The 14716-nt window shown below is 50.4% G+C and carries 14 protein-coding genes; 8 read left to right on the forward strand and 6 right to left on the reverse strand.

Features of this window, described 5'->3' with window-relative positions:
- The first annotated feature begins 23 nt into the window (after positions 1 to 23).
- Entirely contained in the window at positions 24 to 377 is a 354-nt protein-coding gene (locus tag ACYVC2_RS25615) for a hypothetical protein (RefSeq protein ID WP_461107286.1), read from the forward strand.
- Positions 378 to 666: 289 nt separating this feature from the next.
- Entirely contained in the window at positions 667 to 1137 is a 471-nt protein-coding gene (locus ACYVC2_RS25620; RefSeq protein WP_461107288.1) for a low affinity iron permease family protein, read from the forward strand.
- Between the two features lie 393 nt (positions 1138 to 1530).
- Here the strand turns inward: ACYVC2_RS25620 and ACYVC2_RS25625 are convergent, their stop codons facing one another.
- Positions 1531 to 2232 (reverse strand): DUF421 domain-containing protein, encoded by a 702-nt coding sequence (locus ACYVC2_RS25625; protein ID WP_461107290.1) that lies wholly within the window; start codon positions 2230 to 2232, stop codon positions 1531 to 1533.
- 419 nt (positions 2233 to 2651) lie between these two features.
- Here ACYVC2_RS25625 and ACYVC2_RS25630 point away from each other — a divergent pair, with 419 nt between their 5' ends.
- From ACYVC2_RS25630 to ACYVC2_RS25640, 3 genes are all read left to right on the forward strand, one after another.
- Positions 2652 to 2960 carry a hypothetical protein gene (locus tag ACYVC2_RS25630; protein ID WP_461107292.1) on the forward strand — a complete coding sequence of 103 codons (309 nt, stop codon included), beginning with the start codon at positions 2652 to 2654 and terminating at the stop codon, positions 2958 to 2960.
- A 132-nt stretch (positions 2961 to 3092) separates the two neighbouring features.
- On the forward strand, positions 3093 to 3623 hold the full coding sequence (locus tag ACYVC2_RS25635; protein WP_461107294.1) for a hypothetical protein: 531 nt from the start codon (positions 3093 to 3095) through the stop codon (positions 3621 to 3623).
- Positions 3624 to 3775: 152 nt separating this feature from the next.
- Complete coding sequence (locus tag ACYVC2_RS25640) at positions 3776 to 3985, forward strand: hypothetical protein (RefSeq protein WP_461107296.1); 210 nt, start codon at positions 3776 to 3778, stop codon at positions 3983 to 3985.
- 105 nt (positions 3986 to 4090) lie between these two features.
- On the opposite strand, the gene ACYVC2_RS25645 is transcribed toward ACYVC2_RS25640, so the two are convergent.
- The 4 genes from ACYVC2_RS25645 to ACYVC2_RS25660 all read right to left on the reverse strand — a co-directional run bounded on the left by ACYVC2_RS25645 (position 4091) and on the right by ACYVC2_RS25660 (position 10179).
- Positions 4091 to 4345: a hypothetical protein gene (locus ACYVC2_RS25645; protein ID WP_461107298.1), complete on the reverse strand. Its 255-nt coding sequence runs from the start codon at positions 4343 to 4345 to the stop codon at positions 4091 to 4093.
- A 197-nt stretch (positions 4346 to 4542) separates the two neighbouring features.
- Positions 4543 to 4791 carry a hypothetical protein gene (locus tag ACYVC2_RS25650; protein WP_461107300.1) on the reverse strand — a complete coding sequence of 83 codons (249 nt, stop codon included), beginning with the start codon at positions 4789 to 4791 and terminating at the stop codon, positions 4543 to 4545.
- A 796-nt stretch (positions 4792 to 5587) separates the two neighbouring features.
- Positions 5588 to 8869 (reverse strand): FG-GAP-like repeat-containing protein, encoded by a 3282-nt coding sequence (locus tag ACYVC2_RS25655; protein WP_461107302.1) that lies wholly within the window; start codon positions 8867 to 8869, stop codon positions 5588 to 5590.
- Positions 8870 to 9591: 722 nt separating this feature from the next.
- Positions 9592 to 10179 carry a hypothetical protein gene (locus ACYVC2_RS25660; protein WP_461107304.1) on the reverse strand — a complete coding sequence of 196 codons (588 nt, stop codon included), beginning with the start codon at positions 10177 to 10179 and terminating at the stop codon, positions 9592 to 9594.
- Between the two features lie 620 nt (positions 10180 to 10799).
- On the opposite strand from ACYVC2_RS25660, the gene ACYVC2_RS25665 reads away from it, so the two are divergent.
- Together ACYVC2_RS25665 and ACYVC2_RS25670 are read left to right on the forward strand one after the other, a co-directional pair.
- Positions 10800 to 11636 carry an alpha/beta fold hydrolase gene (locus tag ACYVC2_RS25665; protein ID WP_461107306.1) on the forward strand — a complete coding sequence of 279 codons (837 nt, stop codon included), beginning with the start codon at positions 10800 to 10802 and terminating at the stop codon, positions 11634 to 11636.
- On the forward strand, positions 11620 to 12831 hold the full coding sequence (locus tag ACYVC2_RS25670; protein WP_461107308.1) for a sensor histidine kinase: 1212 nt from the start codon (positions 11620 to 11622) through the stop codon (positions 12829 to 12831). The genes ACYVC2_RS25665 and ACYVC2_RS25670 overlap by 17 nt, the downstream gene beginning before the upstream one ends.
- Positions 12832 to 13775: 944 nt before the next feature.
- On the opposite strand, the gene ACYVC2_RS25675 is transcribed toward ACYVC2_RS25670, so the two are convergent.
- The gene (locus ACYVC2_RS25675; RefSeq protein ID WP_461107310.1) at positions 13776 to 13979 is read right to left on the reverse strand and encodes a hypothetical protein; all 204 of its coding nucleotides are present in this window, start codon (positions 13977 to 13979) and stop codon (positions 13776 to 13778) included.
- A 167-nt stretch (positions 13980 to 14146) separates the two neighbouring features.
- Here ACYVC2_RS25675 and ACYVC2_RS25680 point away from each other — a divergent pair, with 167 nt between their 5' ends.
- Positions 14147 to 14479: a hypothetical protein gene (locus ACYVC2_RS25680; RefSeq protein WP_461107311.1), complete on the forward strand. Its 333-nt coding sequence runs from the start codon at positions 14147 to 14149 to the stop codon at positions 14477 to 14479.
- Positions 14480 to 14716 lie beyond the last annotated feature (237 nt).

Raw genomic sequence — 14716 nt, forward strand, 5'->3', positions numbered from 1 at the left:
GTATTCCCTAAACTCCTCTTGTGATGAGACAATCGTTGTTGATCATAAGTATGCTGCTGGCTGGGTTGCTGGGATTTGCCAGCTACTGCTGGCTAGTGATTGATTGCTACCTGGACTTCAAGCTAGGGCGCTACGAACAGAAGCCTATGGACACGCTACTAGAAGCGGTGATTTTGCTAGCTTATTGTTACGTAGCGTTTCGGTTTGTTCAGTCCAAAGCTCACCACGGTCCACCATCTGCCCGTCCATCCGCAGGGGTAGCCAAGCTAACTCAGTCGCTGGGCGGGGCAAGTAAGCCGCTCCCTGCTGCCAGGCGCACCAAACGGGGTATTGAATCCATTTTCAGCATGCGTCGCCCGTTTAATTTGGACAAATAATCAGCTTCTGATTGGTTGGTCCCATTCTGAAATCCCACTCACCATTCACGATCCGTTGGCACGGCTTTCTTTCCCCGTGCCAACCATTCTTTTCTTCATTTTATGTCCACTACCATGACATATGCGCTCCTCTGCTAGCTTTTGCCAGTAACAGCTATATTGACCCATTGCGATTACATAGCCAATTGGCAGGCTAATCTGGCTAAGGGGTTAAAAGTGAGCTAAAGCAGCTACAGCATAGTTACTTTTGATGTATTGCCCTTATCTACTAACCGAACTGCTAATCGCTATGGAACCCACTACCCCCCAGAGTATCTTCGAACGCTTCTCTACGGCTGTCACCAAAGCTACGGGCAGTTCAGCGGCTTTTCTGTTGGCCTTTGCTTCGATCATCATCTGGGCCGTTACGGGGCCGATCTTTAATTTTTCCGAAACCTGGCAACTGGTCATTAATACCGGCACGACGATTATTACGTTTCTAATGGTGTTTCTGATTCAAAAAGCGCAGAATAAAGAATCGCTTTCGGTTCAACTGAAGCTCAACGAGCTTATTGCGGCCACCAAAGGGGCCAGCAATCGGCTCGTATCGGTTGAAAATTTAACCGAAGAAGAACTGGCTGTTTTGCAAAAGCATTATCAAACGATGGCGGAGATTACGCAGAAAGCCTCTGATTTGCGAAAATCTCACTCCATAGAGGAAGCGATTAAGGATGCCTCCGAAAAACTGGAAGACGAAGAAAATCTTGGCCATACGCTCTAAGCCTGTTAAGCCTGAATAATCGAACGTTATCCTCCTTGTCGGTAATTCGTTTTAGGCCTGTTCAAGCAAGAGACAGGGGAGCAAGAAGCCACACTTCATCTATGCAGTACTTATGCGCTGGAGGTGACCCGGCGTCGGTACGGCCAGGTCAGACAGGCCATTGAGGCACCTAATCCTGTAGCCTCCTGACCAGCCACCGGAAAATAAAAGTTGTTTTCAGCCTGCCTAGCCTACACTTCCTACATGCTACGCGTACATAGGATAGCTGGGAGCGAAACGAAATTACAGCCAGCTAGCATCACACACACCTCATCAGCGCCGGTTTAAGGCCACGCCGGGGCTGCGAGTGCAAGGCTGCTCGGGTAAGGTAGTGCGATTCCTACCCCAAGAATCCTAGGTCCGGCGCGGGGTCTGAACGGCTTGAACCCATTCCGTTTGCTGACAGCGCGGACACGTATGATGACTTGCCTCAATCTGCTCGATCTGACCGCAAGTCGTACAGGCATACTGTCCCCCTTGACTTAATGAACTGCTTTTTTGGTGGTACAACTTAGGCAGCACCGGTAAACCCGGCTGGACGTCTTCATCAGCGTAGTAAAAAAAACTCAGGTTTCCGTTCGTTTCTAAAATCGCGGTTTGTACCTGCCCCAGGTGCTCAATATTCTGTTGCCGCATCTCGGCAAAAAACTCGTCCTTGGCAAATGTATGCTCTCCCGAGTCCAGGACAAAGACGCCCTCCTCGATGACATAGACCGGATCACCTTCTAACAAGGTTTCGAACTTCTCGTTTCGGGAGGCAATCCAGGTAATGCAACGATAAAACAGCAGAATAGTGGCAAAGACAATCAGGGCGGGTACAATGGCATTATCCGGATTGGCCATCGGATCACCCGCTGCCGAACCCAGACCAATAATAATCGCTACCTCAAAGATGGACAACTGGCTCACCCCTTTTTTGCCCGAGAGCCGTAAGAAAGCCAGAATGACGGAAAACATGATTAAGGTTCGCAGCACAATCTGTACGGCTAAGCTCCAGTCTAAATCAGCCAGGAATACGGTTTTGAGATCGATCATCATAAGAGCGGTAAACTGCATGAAGGAAAGAACTACTGATAAGAAGAACGTGGAAGGTGTGCGTTCGTGTCTAAGCCAAACCCCTTGTGGAACTAACTAAGTTTGATAGAACGTAAAAATAAGCGTCTGCTGAAGCGCTCTACGCTTGCTACAGAGCCTAGCTAAAGGCAAGTGACGGATTTAACGGTCCTTTGTTTCGGTACGAAACGGCAAGCGCTCCCTACACACGGCCTATCCGAAAAACGAAGCCGCGACACCCCAGGTGATATCCTCAGTAAGTAAGCACGATTGGTTTTAAACAATCACCAGGAATCCCGGTAATTCTGATACTGAAGTAGTTGACCGTAGCATTTAAGCCTAAGTCCCCTAATGAGTCTTTTTATCGACTGGTGAACATGGTCGTAGCGAGGTTGTTAATCAGGGAACGAAGCTGAACGGCTATGGACCTTAAGCGAGCAAGCAAACAAGAGTGGACAGCCAAACGGCTGCTGTTGAGCCGCCAGCAACTTGGGCAAATGCAGGCCCAGCTGGCCAGTGCCATCAAGGCCCGCCAGCAGATCGCCTTCCGACATCAGGCCGAATTGACTCAATTGCGGGCGGGCCCCTTTCGCTTCAGCCAGCAAACCGCCCTGCTTCAGCAACACATGCGAGAGTTGATTGCATTGAAAGCGACCACTGCTGACCAGTGCCAGGCCCTGCAAACGCGTCATGAGCAGCAAAATCAGGCCCTGGAACTGACCCGCCCGTAACTAACTGGACTAGCTTGACACCCAGGGCACGCTAGTGGCGCCCGCCCCATTGGCTCATAATCTCTTTATATTCTTAACCAGGAGGAGAGGCCAGGGGTTAGCTGGGTTTAGTACTCAACTATCCACCCCCTTATGAGTAGCGTCCTGCTCGAGGTAACCATTGTCCATCCCCTGGAGGCCCTACGCAAATTCTCCATCTACGCTTCCCTGGAAACGGGCCTGGAGCAGGTCAACCGCCTGGTGGCCCGGGGCGAAGCACTCCGGCAGGTTCAGCTCATGGACCAGGGGCGTTACCTGAACTTACCGCTGGAGGCCTTTGATGGTCAGTCCCTGGCTGGCCCGCTCCGGCAGCTTCAGGCCCAATGGCAGGCGCTCTTACGACCACTTGAAGCCAGTAAGTCTTCTTCTACAGGGCTGATACAGGGCATACAGCACCGTGTGGAGCTTTATGCCCACTTATGTGATCAGTATCGCCGGCGGGTGGAGCGGTTGAGGATGAATCTGGTCCGAGCCCAGGAGGACGGTCGGGCGGTAGCCCAGAAGGTGGGATTGATCCCCCACTTCGAAGAGCAACTCCGCCAGCAAGAGGGGCATTTACTCCAGGCCCAATGGCTTCATCAGCAAGCGGCCCAGCGGCTGGCCGTGTTAAGGCCTAAGCCCTGATGGACGGGAGGCCACCGGGGCTGACTGTACGATGCTGGTTATGATTAATCGATGATTGAAGTTGGCTCAGTTGACCCGCGGATTAAACCTATGGGGTAGGTTTGTTTCTAAACTCAGATTTCCATTCCATAAACATTGAAATCTGTATAGGCATGAAACATCAACCAATCATACTCCTAATGGGAGTAGGGTTTCTGGTTTGCTTCACGGGCTTCTGCTATGCGCTCCTGGACTGGGAGCAGGATCTGCATGCCGGGGTCTACCAACGAGACCATTTTGAAGCGTTTTATGAAACGGCAGCTCTTATCCTCTATATCATCCTGTCACTACGTTTTTTGGGCCGGAGTTTAAAGAACTTTTAACGATTAACAGACCTACTATTGATCTCTCATTTATCCCCGAGTAAGTCGGTAAAGTTGGTAAGCGAGTAAGCACTTGGCTTTATAGAGCTACCCAAGGGGCCCGAATTACAGGCGTGTTATGTTTAGCGTTCCGTCAGTAACGGTAATTGCATTGGCAGAGCTATTTCTGAGCTGAAGTTGGGATCCCGCATCTAAGAACACAGTGACATTATTGGTTAGCAAAGTATTTTGGCTGCCATTAGCAGCCAGTGAACTACTTACTGGCAGAAACGATCCATCTCTATACAGCGTTACCCGGTCTTGACTGCCCTGCACAGCCACTGAATAGGCGATGATGTCCAAACCTGGTTTGGTGGACATGTAGGTATCTCTAAATAGATTAAACGTAATGTCTGGTGAAGCGATACCGCTGGAATTGAAGCGTACACTGTTTCCAGGAGGTACGGTGTTTACGAAGGCTTTGGCAACGACATAACTGGGCGTGGTTGCTTCTAAAAGGGCCGCGCTGAGCGGAGCCGTAGCGGCCGCGATGGCTTCGCTCTGTTGCTGTTCCGTAACTAGTCGTTGCCGGCTTCCCTGGATATAGAGAAGTAGCCGGCTGGTGATTCCGTTCGATAAACCAGTAAGCCCTCAACGGCAGCGGTGACAGCTGTGGTGCTGATTAGCTCAGGGACGAGCATCCCTTTATTAGTCGAAACGATATCGAGTTGAGCCGATGGGTCGGGCGTGGTGGTGCCAATGCCCACCTGAGCGTAAGTTGCTAAGGTGAGCAGTAGAGATAAGCCGGTCAGTAAGTGCGCTTTCATACGGGTAAGGTTTCGTCTATAGCTCTCGTAAAGCACCCGATGAAGTAAACGATACTTCGTGAACGGCAATAGACAAAAGCAGGTATTAAGTAACTTACGCACTTAGTCAGAGGCCAATAAGGAGTCATAGCTACAAAATAACTGAGCCAGACCACATGTCCGGCTCAGTTATTAACTCATCGAACACAACCCTCAGGTGTCGTCGCCTGCCTTGACTATGTTCAAGTAGGGCATTATGGTACTACAAATAGGCCGACCATCCTTGGGTGTAACCTTTTATAAAAATGAATTAAACACTGTTGCTATTACTGATTCTATTGGCTTCCTATTTAGTCCGCGCTGGCGGGCTAGGTGGTTAAGTTAAGATAGAATGCAAAAAGCCTGGCTTCGCTGAGGCCAGGCTTTTTATCTGGTTCCGCTTACTGTAACCAGAGCCTATCTACCCTACACCGGTTATTTCCCCAGCATTCCTGTTACCGTTAGGCACAAAAAAAGGAGTCACACAACAACCGATTCGTCTATAGGGTACTACCTAAGCAAGTACAGCTTACGAAGTATGTACCGGAGCCCCAGGACGCAGTAAACAACCAGTACGGATGTTTCTAAAAAAGCCTCCCCTGGTGGGTGGTATACAGCCCGGTTCGACAATCCTGCACCTAATCAATAAGCGCCTAGCAATAAATAGCAAAACAGTTTAGTAGACTTACTCCCAAAAGGGCGAGTAATCATTGAGGCTTCATCCTGTCTGTCTAAATGATGCGTCCTGGGTCGCTAAGCACAGCTTACGAGGAACGACTTACTGTTGAAAATACTCGATCTTGTCGGCATCGGTGTTGTTCGCCAGATTGTCCTCCCCACCCCCTGCCACTGTGGCGCTCAGACTGATCATCCCATCTGTACCAGTTGGGCTCAGCACTCCACGCAGTCCTACCGAGCGAACATCACCGCCGGTCATAGGCTGAGAAGTGCTCAGCTGATAGTAGCCCGGCTGAGTGGCATCGAAGCTCCAGGCGCTGTTCTGCACCGACCGACCGCCCACGCTACTCAGGCTGTTGTCGAAGGAAAGGGCCACTTTGGCATCTTTAGTGATGCGCACGGTTAGGGGCGCCGTGGTCGGGGCGATGTTGATCTCGAAGACATCCACCACCAGACTCAGGGTAGTTGCTCCATCGACTTGTACGGTGCGGGCATAGACCACCGGGGTCAGATCGGTATTTAAGCCCAATTCATAAGCCCCCATGTCGATGGTGCCGTTCTGAATCCGCACATTGCCCCCCAGATCGGTGGGAGGGCCACCCGCTGCGGTGTAGCTTAGACTATTGCCTGCGTTGATAGCGGGGGAGTTAATGGCTAACTGGGTAGTGGCGGTGCTGGCAAAGGGGGAGGTAGTGGTCGTCAGGTTACCCGGTCCGCTGGTATAGTCCGTTACACCGGGCTCGAAGAGACTGTAGCTGGCTGTCAGGGTAGCAGAACTGACATTAACAATCGTGTTGGCTCCATTACCAAACAACACACAGTTCGTAAACGTAGTTGTGGAGCTCGAAGCGTTTTCGATAACCCCGCCCCGGGTAGTAGCCGAGTTGCCCTGAAACGAGCAGTTGATTAGGTTAGGCCTACAGCCGAGGTTGGTACTCATCGCTCCGCCATTCGTAGCAAAGTTGTTGACGAACGAACAGTTGACCAGCGTCGGGCTGCCACCCTGAAGGCTGACGGCACCTCCATAGCCTGCTGAGTTGCCCTGAAATGTGCAGTTGGTCAGTACAGCGCTCCCTCCCATGATGATGCCCCCACCACTACCAAACGTGCCGAAGCTAGCCGAGTTACCCTGAAATGTGCAGTTAGTCAGCACCGGACTACCTCCATTGATGAACACTCCTCCCCCCTGAATACCGCCTACGTTGGCCACAAACAGGCAGTTGACCAACATCGGACTGCCGCCATTGATGAAAATACCCGCCCCACCCAAAGCGTAGTTGCCCTGAAAGACGCAATTGCGTAGCGTCGGGCTGCTCGTGCCGTTAATACGCATTCCACCCCCTAAAGCACTAATATTACCACTAACATTGGAATTGCCTCCCGTAATGACAAAGCCATCCAACTCGGCCGTACTGGTCAGCCCGGTGGGATTATTGACAACTTGAATGCTATTATTGGCCAGCGTACCATCCGCGTCAATATCCCCCGACAGGATGGTAGTAAAACTGTCTGGGTTGCGCTGAGCCAGGCCGGGATCGCCCGTTGGGGCAAAGCCTCCATAGATAGCTACCCCGTTTTTCATACTAAAACTAATGGACCGATCCGTGGTCGTGGTGGGCTTGTATGTACCCCCGGCTACCCAGACCTGCTGAACGCCCTCGGCATTGATCATGGCCTGTAAATCCCCCGAGGCTAAAGCCCAACTACTACCGTCCCCACTGCCATCTGCCTTGACGTAGCGAATGGGCTGGGTGACGACCAGATTAAATGCCGTGGAGGTGACACTATTACAGTCCGTGATCACCACTGAATAATTGCCCGCCTGAGATAGCTGCACATTGGACAGCGTTAGTGTAGCGCTGGTCTGTCCGGCTACGGCATTAGCCAGACTATTGTGATACCACTGGTAGCTGAAGGGTGCCGTACCGCTGACCGACACGCTGGCCGTCACGGTGGCGCCTACGGCTACCGTTGACGCGGCTACGGGCTGGGAGGTGATACCAATAACCGGTCCCTGAAGCAGCACAGATACATTGTTACTGCCCTGATTGGCAGTCATAATGTCGAGCCGATCATCCCCATTCACATCCGCCACGGCCACCGAGGTGGGACCAAGGCCCACGGGGAAATTCGTAGCCGTTCCAAAGCTACCTGTACCATCGCCTAATAAGATGGAGACATAAGCCGTCACACCCTCACCGTTATTACTGCTAAAAACCAGGTCTACTTTACCATCCCTATTGACGTCATTCACCGTCAGGCTCCAGGGGATAATATTCAAATCCCCTGGGTCAAGAGGAGTCGCCTGTCCAAAGCTACCGGTGCCGGTGCCTAACAGGACGGATCTACTAGTAATAAGGTCGGGCTTCCCATCTTCATTCACATCCGCTATCGCCACCAAAAATGAGGCTGCGGCTAAGGGAAAAGCGGTAGCCACTCCAAAGCTGCCCGTACCGGTGCCCAAAAGCACAAATAACCTGCCACTGTAGGCATTTGCGACAATAATATCGACGTTACCGTCCCCGTTCACATCGGCGACGGGTACCGATCGGCTACCAGCGTTGACGGGGGCCTGGCTACCCGTTGGGTAGAGCGCAGGAGCTCCAAAGCTACCAGTTCCTGTACCCAGTAGCACCGACACACTGCCGAATGCGGTGTTGGCGGTAATAATGTCAAGGTTGCCATCCTTGTTCACATCTGCCACCGTCATCGAGTAGGCAGCAGCGCCCACGGGAAAGCTAGTCACTACGCCAAAACTACCCGTGCCCGTACCTAACAGCACCGATACAGTACTGCTGAATGGGGCATTGGCAGTCATAATGTCGAGCCAACCATCCCCATTCACATCTGCCACGGCCACCGAGGTGGGACCACTGCCCGTAGGGAAATTAGCTGCCGCCCCAAAACTGCTCGTGCCCAGGCCCAGACTCACGGAGACGTTGTTAGTGCCCCGATTGGCGGTAATAACATCGGGTTTACCATCGTTGTTGATGTCGGCTACCGCTATTGAGGTGGGCACACTACCCACTGGAAAGGTGGTCTGGCCAAAACAGTTGCTGTAGGCGACCACCTGCTGATCGAGCAGTGCTGATAACGCGTTACTATCAGTTGTATTACCTGCGATGATGCCGGCTTTACCATCGTCGTTGACATCCGACACGGCTACTGCGTAGGGACTAGTCCCCACTGGGAACATGATCTGAGGGCTGAAACTTTGCCCCCGACTGGGGGCGGACAACAACAGAAGGAGTAGTAGCAGCCACACACCGGTCAAAAAGCGAATCGAAGTGGAAACATGCTTAACGGGGTGAAAATGGGCTAAAGGAGAAGGTTGGGGAGATCCCGGAGAAACCTGACCCGTAGTTGGTAGGCGTGTAGGCATAGAGGAAGGTGGTTAGAAAAGAGAACGTAACGTTACAGCGTCACTATTAACACATTTGGCTATAATCGAAGTACTTACGAAAATTTAAATAACTTGGATGAGTCATTTTAGTCTTTACAGAAATAAAAAGTAACCTATTTCTTTATCCTGTAGGCAGGATAAAGAATAAAAAAAGCTTCGACGAACGCCGGAGCTTTACTACTTACCTGGTCATTTACTCTTCGTCCAGTGCTGTTCTACTACAATATGCTAGTCTGACATTTCCCAAGCTACAGGCTGTGGGTTCGAGACCCATTTCCGCTCATTTTTAAGCCACTTACAACTAGTGTGAGTGGCTTTTTAGTAAATTATTAAATGCTGATTTGCATGTCGAATTTGTCGCCTAACGCTTCTCTCTTAGCAACGGATCTACATAACAACTTGATTGAATAGAAAATTATACTTTTCTAGGTGGTAAATGCCGTTGCAGATAGGCAAAACTTCACTGTTGTCTATCTAGACCCAATGACCGCAAATCAAATCGTTCGCTTCAATTATTATGCAGACGATGCGCCCAGCTTTGGGACAGTAACTATACCTGATTCGGTTACAAAGCTCGCAGGGCGTTCAGGTTGGGCAGGTTTTATATACTTACTAATATGAATTACTCAAGCCCTACCTGTCAACATGGATCCATTAGCAAAGAATAAAGTCGAAGCATGCCCATTCGCTGGTCAGATTTATTAAAGGGCGGTTTTGGGAACTCCGATTCTGCCATTCGGATGTATCGCATCAAAACTACGTTCTATTTTGGGCAGGCGTTTGGGGAGCGTGCTGCGCAGACTCTGCGGTTTGGCCACAATGCGTGCTCCGGTCCAGGTCGAAGCAATCACCATACCCGCAGCGACCAAAATAATATCTTTAATGATGTATTGCGCGGCCAACGTTGGTGCGTGAAGCGGGGCCGGGAACAGTTCACCCGGAAAGATGAGCAAGGGAGACATGGCGCCAATCATCTGAGCAGCCATTAACCATACACCCACTCGCAGAAACCGGCCTGTTAGAAAGCAAATACCAATAATACATTCCAGGCCAGCAACAAAATCAATCGCGTGATGCTTTACCAGCATGCCAAAGGTGAGCACGGTCGTGGTTCGGGTGGCCAAGTCCTCGATGGGACTGATTCCAGGGAAAAACTTTAACACGCCAAACCCAAGAAAAACTATGCCCATGCCCAGGCGCAATAGCGCTATACTGTTGGCTACTAACCAGGCGTTGAGTTTGGTATCTAACTGATCGAACCGGTCAACTAAGTGCAGGATAAATTTCATAACGTTAAGTGTTTGCGTCAACTCTACATACGTAAGAATGAGGTCGATAAGATTTATAGGCCCTGCAGGGTACTGCCTTTCTGCTTTATGATTGCCTATTGGTACCTAATGCAGGGAGGAAGTAATCGAACCGGGACTTTTTCGACCTTAGCCTTACTTAGACAGCCCTTTATATTTGAGGATAGGGCAAGCAAGTAGGAACGTACCAGGTTATATGGGTAAAACAGCCGGGATACCGCGCCACTATCTCCGGACGACCGTTGTCAGTCCAATTATCGCTAGCTCAGTACTGAACTATCCCAGGTGAGTCTTCCCAGGAACGGCCAGAGAGAATTCTGCTCGCTGATTTTTCAACGAATCGGTTACCTTTTCTGAGCACATACCAGAAAAGGGCAAAATAAATAAACGAAATCGCTACTAATGAAGCGCTGCTTACTCATCTAAACATAACGTTTTGTGAGTTAGACGATATGTAATGAAAAAAGCAGCTCTTCGTGACTCTTAGACTTTCTTACATTACTAGCCTGGCGATTAGCGGCTTGCAGCTTAGTTACCAATGAGGCTTATATGAATAGACTCATTGTTTTCTTATCTTTACTGGAAGCGATAGAAAGTGAACGATGGATACAGCCGTATTGGCCCGGAATCATGTTACTATTTTGGGTTCCGGCACGCAGACTATGTTGTTTGCCCACGGATTTGGCTGTAGTCAACAGATGTGGCGATTTATTACGCCCGCCTTCACCGACAACTACCGGCTCGTTTTATTCGATTATGTGGGCTCGGGTACCTCCCAACTGAGTGCGTATAACTCCGAACGGTACGCCAATCTCAACGGATATGCCCAGGATGTACTCGATATCTGTTCGGCCCTTGAGCTGACCGACGTCATTTTTGTGGGCCATTCGGTCAGTGGCATGATTGGGCTGCTAGCTTCACTGAAAGCACCCGAACGCTTTAGCCGCCTGATTATGATCGGTCCTTCTCCCTGCTATATCAATGACGCAACAGGCTATGTGGGCGGCTTTGATCGCACCGACATTGAGGAACTGCTGCTGACCATGGAGAAGAATTACATTGGCTGGGCAAATTTTTTGGCACCGGTGGTGATCAACGATCCAACCCAACCCGCTTTGACGCAGGAACTGGGCGAGAGCTTTTGCTCCACCGACCCGCTCATTGCCCGACAGTTTGCTCAGGTTACATTTTTATCCGATAACCGGGCCGATTTAGCCAAGTCGATGATCCCGGCACTAATCTTACAAGCTACCCACGATCTGATTGCCCCGCTCGAAGTGGGTGAGTATGTCCATCGACGGCTCCGGAATAGTGAACTGGTTCTGCTCCAGGCGAGTGGACACTGCCCGCACATGAGTGCTCCTCAGGAGACGATACACGCCATGAAGGCCTACCTTCAGGAAGACGCGAACCAACGGGTGCATGGAACTATCCACTAAGCTGCTCAACCAGCTACCGGGCGGTTACGTCTGCTTTTCCGATGAAGGGATCTTGCTGGGAATCAATCAGACGCTGCTAGACCAGTTGGGTTACGAAGCCACGGAGGTAATCGGACAGTCAATTGAACGGCTACTGACAATAGCCAGTCGGATTTTTTACCAGACCCATTTTTATCCGTTACTAAAGCTCCAGGGAAAGGCTGAAGAGATTTTTCTCTCACTGCGCATGAAAACGGGGGAGGCTTTGCCGATCCTGCTGAATGCGGCTACCATTCAGCAGGATGATCTACTTCTTCATCAGTGTATTTGTCTGACGGTTCGTCAGCGCCAACAGTATGAAGAACAGATTCTGGAAGCCAAACGCATCGCCCAGCAGGCCCAGCTTGAAAACACGGAACTGATCGCAGCCAAACAAGCGCTCGAACAGCAACAGCACTTGCTGGATGAGCAGTTGGTCGAACTCCAGCAGAAAAACCAGGAATTCTGGCAATTCGGCAAATTAATCACCCACGATTTGCAGGAGCCGCTGCGAAAAATCACCCTACTGGCCGATGCCCTACAGCAGGAAGCCAATGGGAGCCTGGTACTCGATGAGGGTAAATTACTGGGTCGAATCATCGACGCCAGTCAACGGATGCGGGAACTGATCCGACGACTGCGCGACTACATGCTGCTAGAAGCCATTCAGTATACGAACCATCCGGCCGACATTGCGTCACTGGTCGTTGACGCCAAAGAGCTGGTCAGTCAGCAACGGGCCACGACCGATATTCAACTCGCTATCCAGGACTTGCCCCCCATTGACGGAGATCGGGGACAGCTCCTGGAATTGTTTTTCCAACTGATCGACAATTCCGTCCGATTCCGTCATCACCCCATTCAAGGATCGGTCGAAATTACCATCACGGGCCAGCTCGTTGATTTCAATCGGTACCGGGCCTCCCCAGGCAAATATCATTACCAGCCCTTTGTTCAGATCACGTATACCGATAACGGGCCGGGTATACAAACCGAGCTAGGTGAAAAAGTTTTCCAGATTCATAAAAAGCCCGGCACTGGGCTAACTGGACTGGGGTTTGGACTCGCTATCTGCCAAAAGGTAGTTGGTAATCACGGGGGGACCATTTCACTAAACCCAGCCAGCAAACGGGGGGCTCAGTTCATCATCCTATTACCCGTTCAGCGTATAACCTGATCTGTGCAGCGTAATGCCTGCAACAGACGATTAGTATCCAAGACCAGGCTCCCGAAGAAGGTAAATTCATCCGTAAACGACGTACTTTCGACCACAACATGGCTTCTTGAAGTTCCGATTTACCTGTATACTTCTGCCTTTCATACCAAGCCTGACGGCTTTTCCCAAACACGCCCTCGCCCAGTTTGGCTACGGCAGATGAGTTACAGAGGTGATCACGTGTTTTAGCCAGCACTTCCGGTTGTAAGGGTACCTAAGAAGATGTCCTTCTCCGAGGCTAACTGCTATTACATTCGACTTTCAGCCCCCGGGTAATCCAGTTGCTTTGACACAGCGGTAAATTGCCTAAAGCCTAATTGTTTCTTTAAAAAAAGAAAAAGACCTAAAACATTTTAGATCAATTATTTGCTTAGAGGATACTCAACAACTTTAACTGCAATTTGGTGTATGGCTATTGTTCTAACGCAACTAGAAATTATGCGCCAGTATCGAAACATCCTGGCCAGAAATCCTCAGAATAGGGTAAAGGTAGCAGAAGCAGATGCGCTGATCGCCGAGATCGAAGAAAGACTCCGCTTCGGTGATACTTAGAGAACTATTGTTTGTAGCGCCTAAAGAGGTTCTATCAATGACAGGCACCTACGGAGAAATTTGTAGGTGCCTTTTTGCAGCTGCTCACAAGAGGGTGCCTCATGGTAAACACTCGATAACGTGGATTACTGCGGTCTGGACGATTCGCCGAGAAATGCCAGATAAGAATACATCGGGTGAGCGATGACGAGGTGGATGGGCAGATGTCTATCATTTACCGTTGATAACTGCGGCTGGAATCGAACAGATTTTGCTCGGTGGCAGGCTGTATAAAAGCGACAGCCAGCTCCTCTTGGATGCTGGCTGTCGCTTTTATAGTCGATCCGACTCAGTGATTACCAGAGGCTGGTGGATCAGAAGTTTTTTTCCTTCTGCTCGTATTGACTGGTGGCCAGATTCATTACCTCCTCGATAGCGGCATCGCTTAAGGTAAATCGCTCTTTGGTGACTGACCGAACCGTATCCGGACTATCCTGAGCCTGTAGTTTGACCAGGGCAAACTCGACAGCGGGCTCATAGGTCGAATTCCCTGTAGTTGACTGATTAGTTGATTCCATCGAATGATAACGTTGAGTGCAAGAAAATAACAGCTTTGCCCTAAAATTGTTACAACGAGGGCTGTGTGTTGCGGTCGATTGCTTTTGCCGAAACTAACTTCCGTAAGCAAAGGAGTCCCCCAACTGCCTTCGCCCCCATATTTACCCACGAACATTTACGTAAACTGATGGATAACGAAAGCGTCAAACAGGATCTGTACCAGGTCATACACGAATTTGTAGCCCTGAATCAGGCGGCAACGAACGATACGATCACCGCCCTCTTTACCTCTATCCGTGTTTTTACGGATGAATTACCCGTGTATCCTAATCCCCAGACTACGGCCCAGACATCGGCCTATGAGCTGGCTCATTCAGAGAGCGAAGCGGATCTGATGCTTTTTTCAGATGAAGCCGAATTTTCAACGGCCGAGCGAGCTACAGCCCTGGCCCAGTTACAAGCACGGGCAACGGAGATTGAACGCCTGCTACGGTCCGATCCTGTCTCCTCAGCGATTTGATCAGCCAAGCTATCATTTCCATCCGTTTGTCGGGCAAACGGAATAAGAATGAAATACACCGGGTTGTATAGCTGCGACTCAACTTAGCGTCGTCGAAGAACAGAGCGCCATTGTCGAAAGAACGGGGTAAGTGAACTCATCGAAAGCACTGACTGTGTATTTTTTGGAGATCGCTGAAGCTACTCACCCACATACTAACCTCCTTCACCATTTGCCGAACAAGGCCGTTGGGTAGAC

This window comes from Spirosoma koreense (assembly GCF_054777875.1).

Bases quoted from the DNA above. Each gene is read 5' to 3' on its own strand.
- ACYVC2_RS25615 (WP_461107286.1), top strand. From the start codon at position 24: ATGAGACAATCGTTGTTGATCATAAGTATGCTGCTGGCTGGGTTGCTG.
- ACYVC2_RS25620 (WP_461107288.1), top strand. From the start codon at position 667: ATGGAACCCACTACCCCCCAGAGTATCTTCGAACGCTTCTCTACGGCT.
- ACYVC2_RS25625 (WP_461107290.1), bottom strand. From the start codon at position 2,232: ATGCAGTTTACCGCTCTTATGATGATCGATCTCAAAACCGTATTCCTG.
- ACYVC2_RS25630 (WP_461107292.1), top strand. From the start codon at position 2,652: ATGGACCTTAAGCGAGCAAGCAAACAAGAGTGGACAGCCAAACGGCTG.
- ACYVC2_RS25635 (WP_461107294.1), top strand. From the start codon at position 3,093: ATGAGTAGCGTCCTGCTCGAGGTAACCATTGTCCATCCCCTGGAGGCC.
- ACYVC2_RS25640 (WP_461107296.1), top strand. From the start codon at position 3,776: ATGAAACATCAACCAATCATACTCCTAATGGGAGTAGGGTTTCTGGTT.
- ACYVC2_RS25645 (WP_461107298.1), bottom strand. From the start codon at position 4,345: ATGTCCACCAAACCAGGTTTGGACATCATCGCCTATTCAGTGGCTGTG.
- ACYVC2_RS25650 (WP_461107300.1), bottom strand. From the start codon at position 4,791: ATGAAAGCGCACTTACTGACCGGCTTATCTCTACTGCTCACCTTAGCA.
- ACYVC2_RS25655 (WP_461107302.1), bottom strand. From the start codon at position 8,869: ATGCCTACACGCCTACCAACTACGGGTCAGGTTTCTCCGGGATCTCCC.
- ACYVC2_RS25660 (WP_461107304.1), bottom strand. From the start codon at position 10,179: ATGAAATTTATCCTGCACTTAGTTGACCGGTTCGATCAGTTAGATACC.
- ACYVC2_RS25665 (WP_461107306.1), top strand. From the start codon at position 10,800: ATGGATACAGCCGTATTGGCCCGGAATCATGTTACTATTTTGGGTTCC.
- ACYVC2_RS25670 (WP_461107308.1), top strand. From the start codon at position 11,620: ATGGAACTATCCACTAAGCTGCTCAACCAGCTACCGGGCGGTTACGTC.
- ACYVC2_RS25675 (WP_461107310.1), bottom strand. From the start codon at position 13,979: ATGGAATCAACTAATCAGTCAACTACAGGGAATTCGACCTATGAGCCC.
- ACYVC2_RS25680 (WP_461107311.1), top strand. From the start codon at position 14,147: ATGGATAACGAAAGCGTCAAACAGGATCTGTACCAGGTCATACACGAA.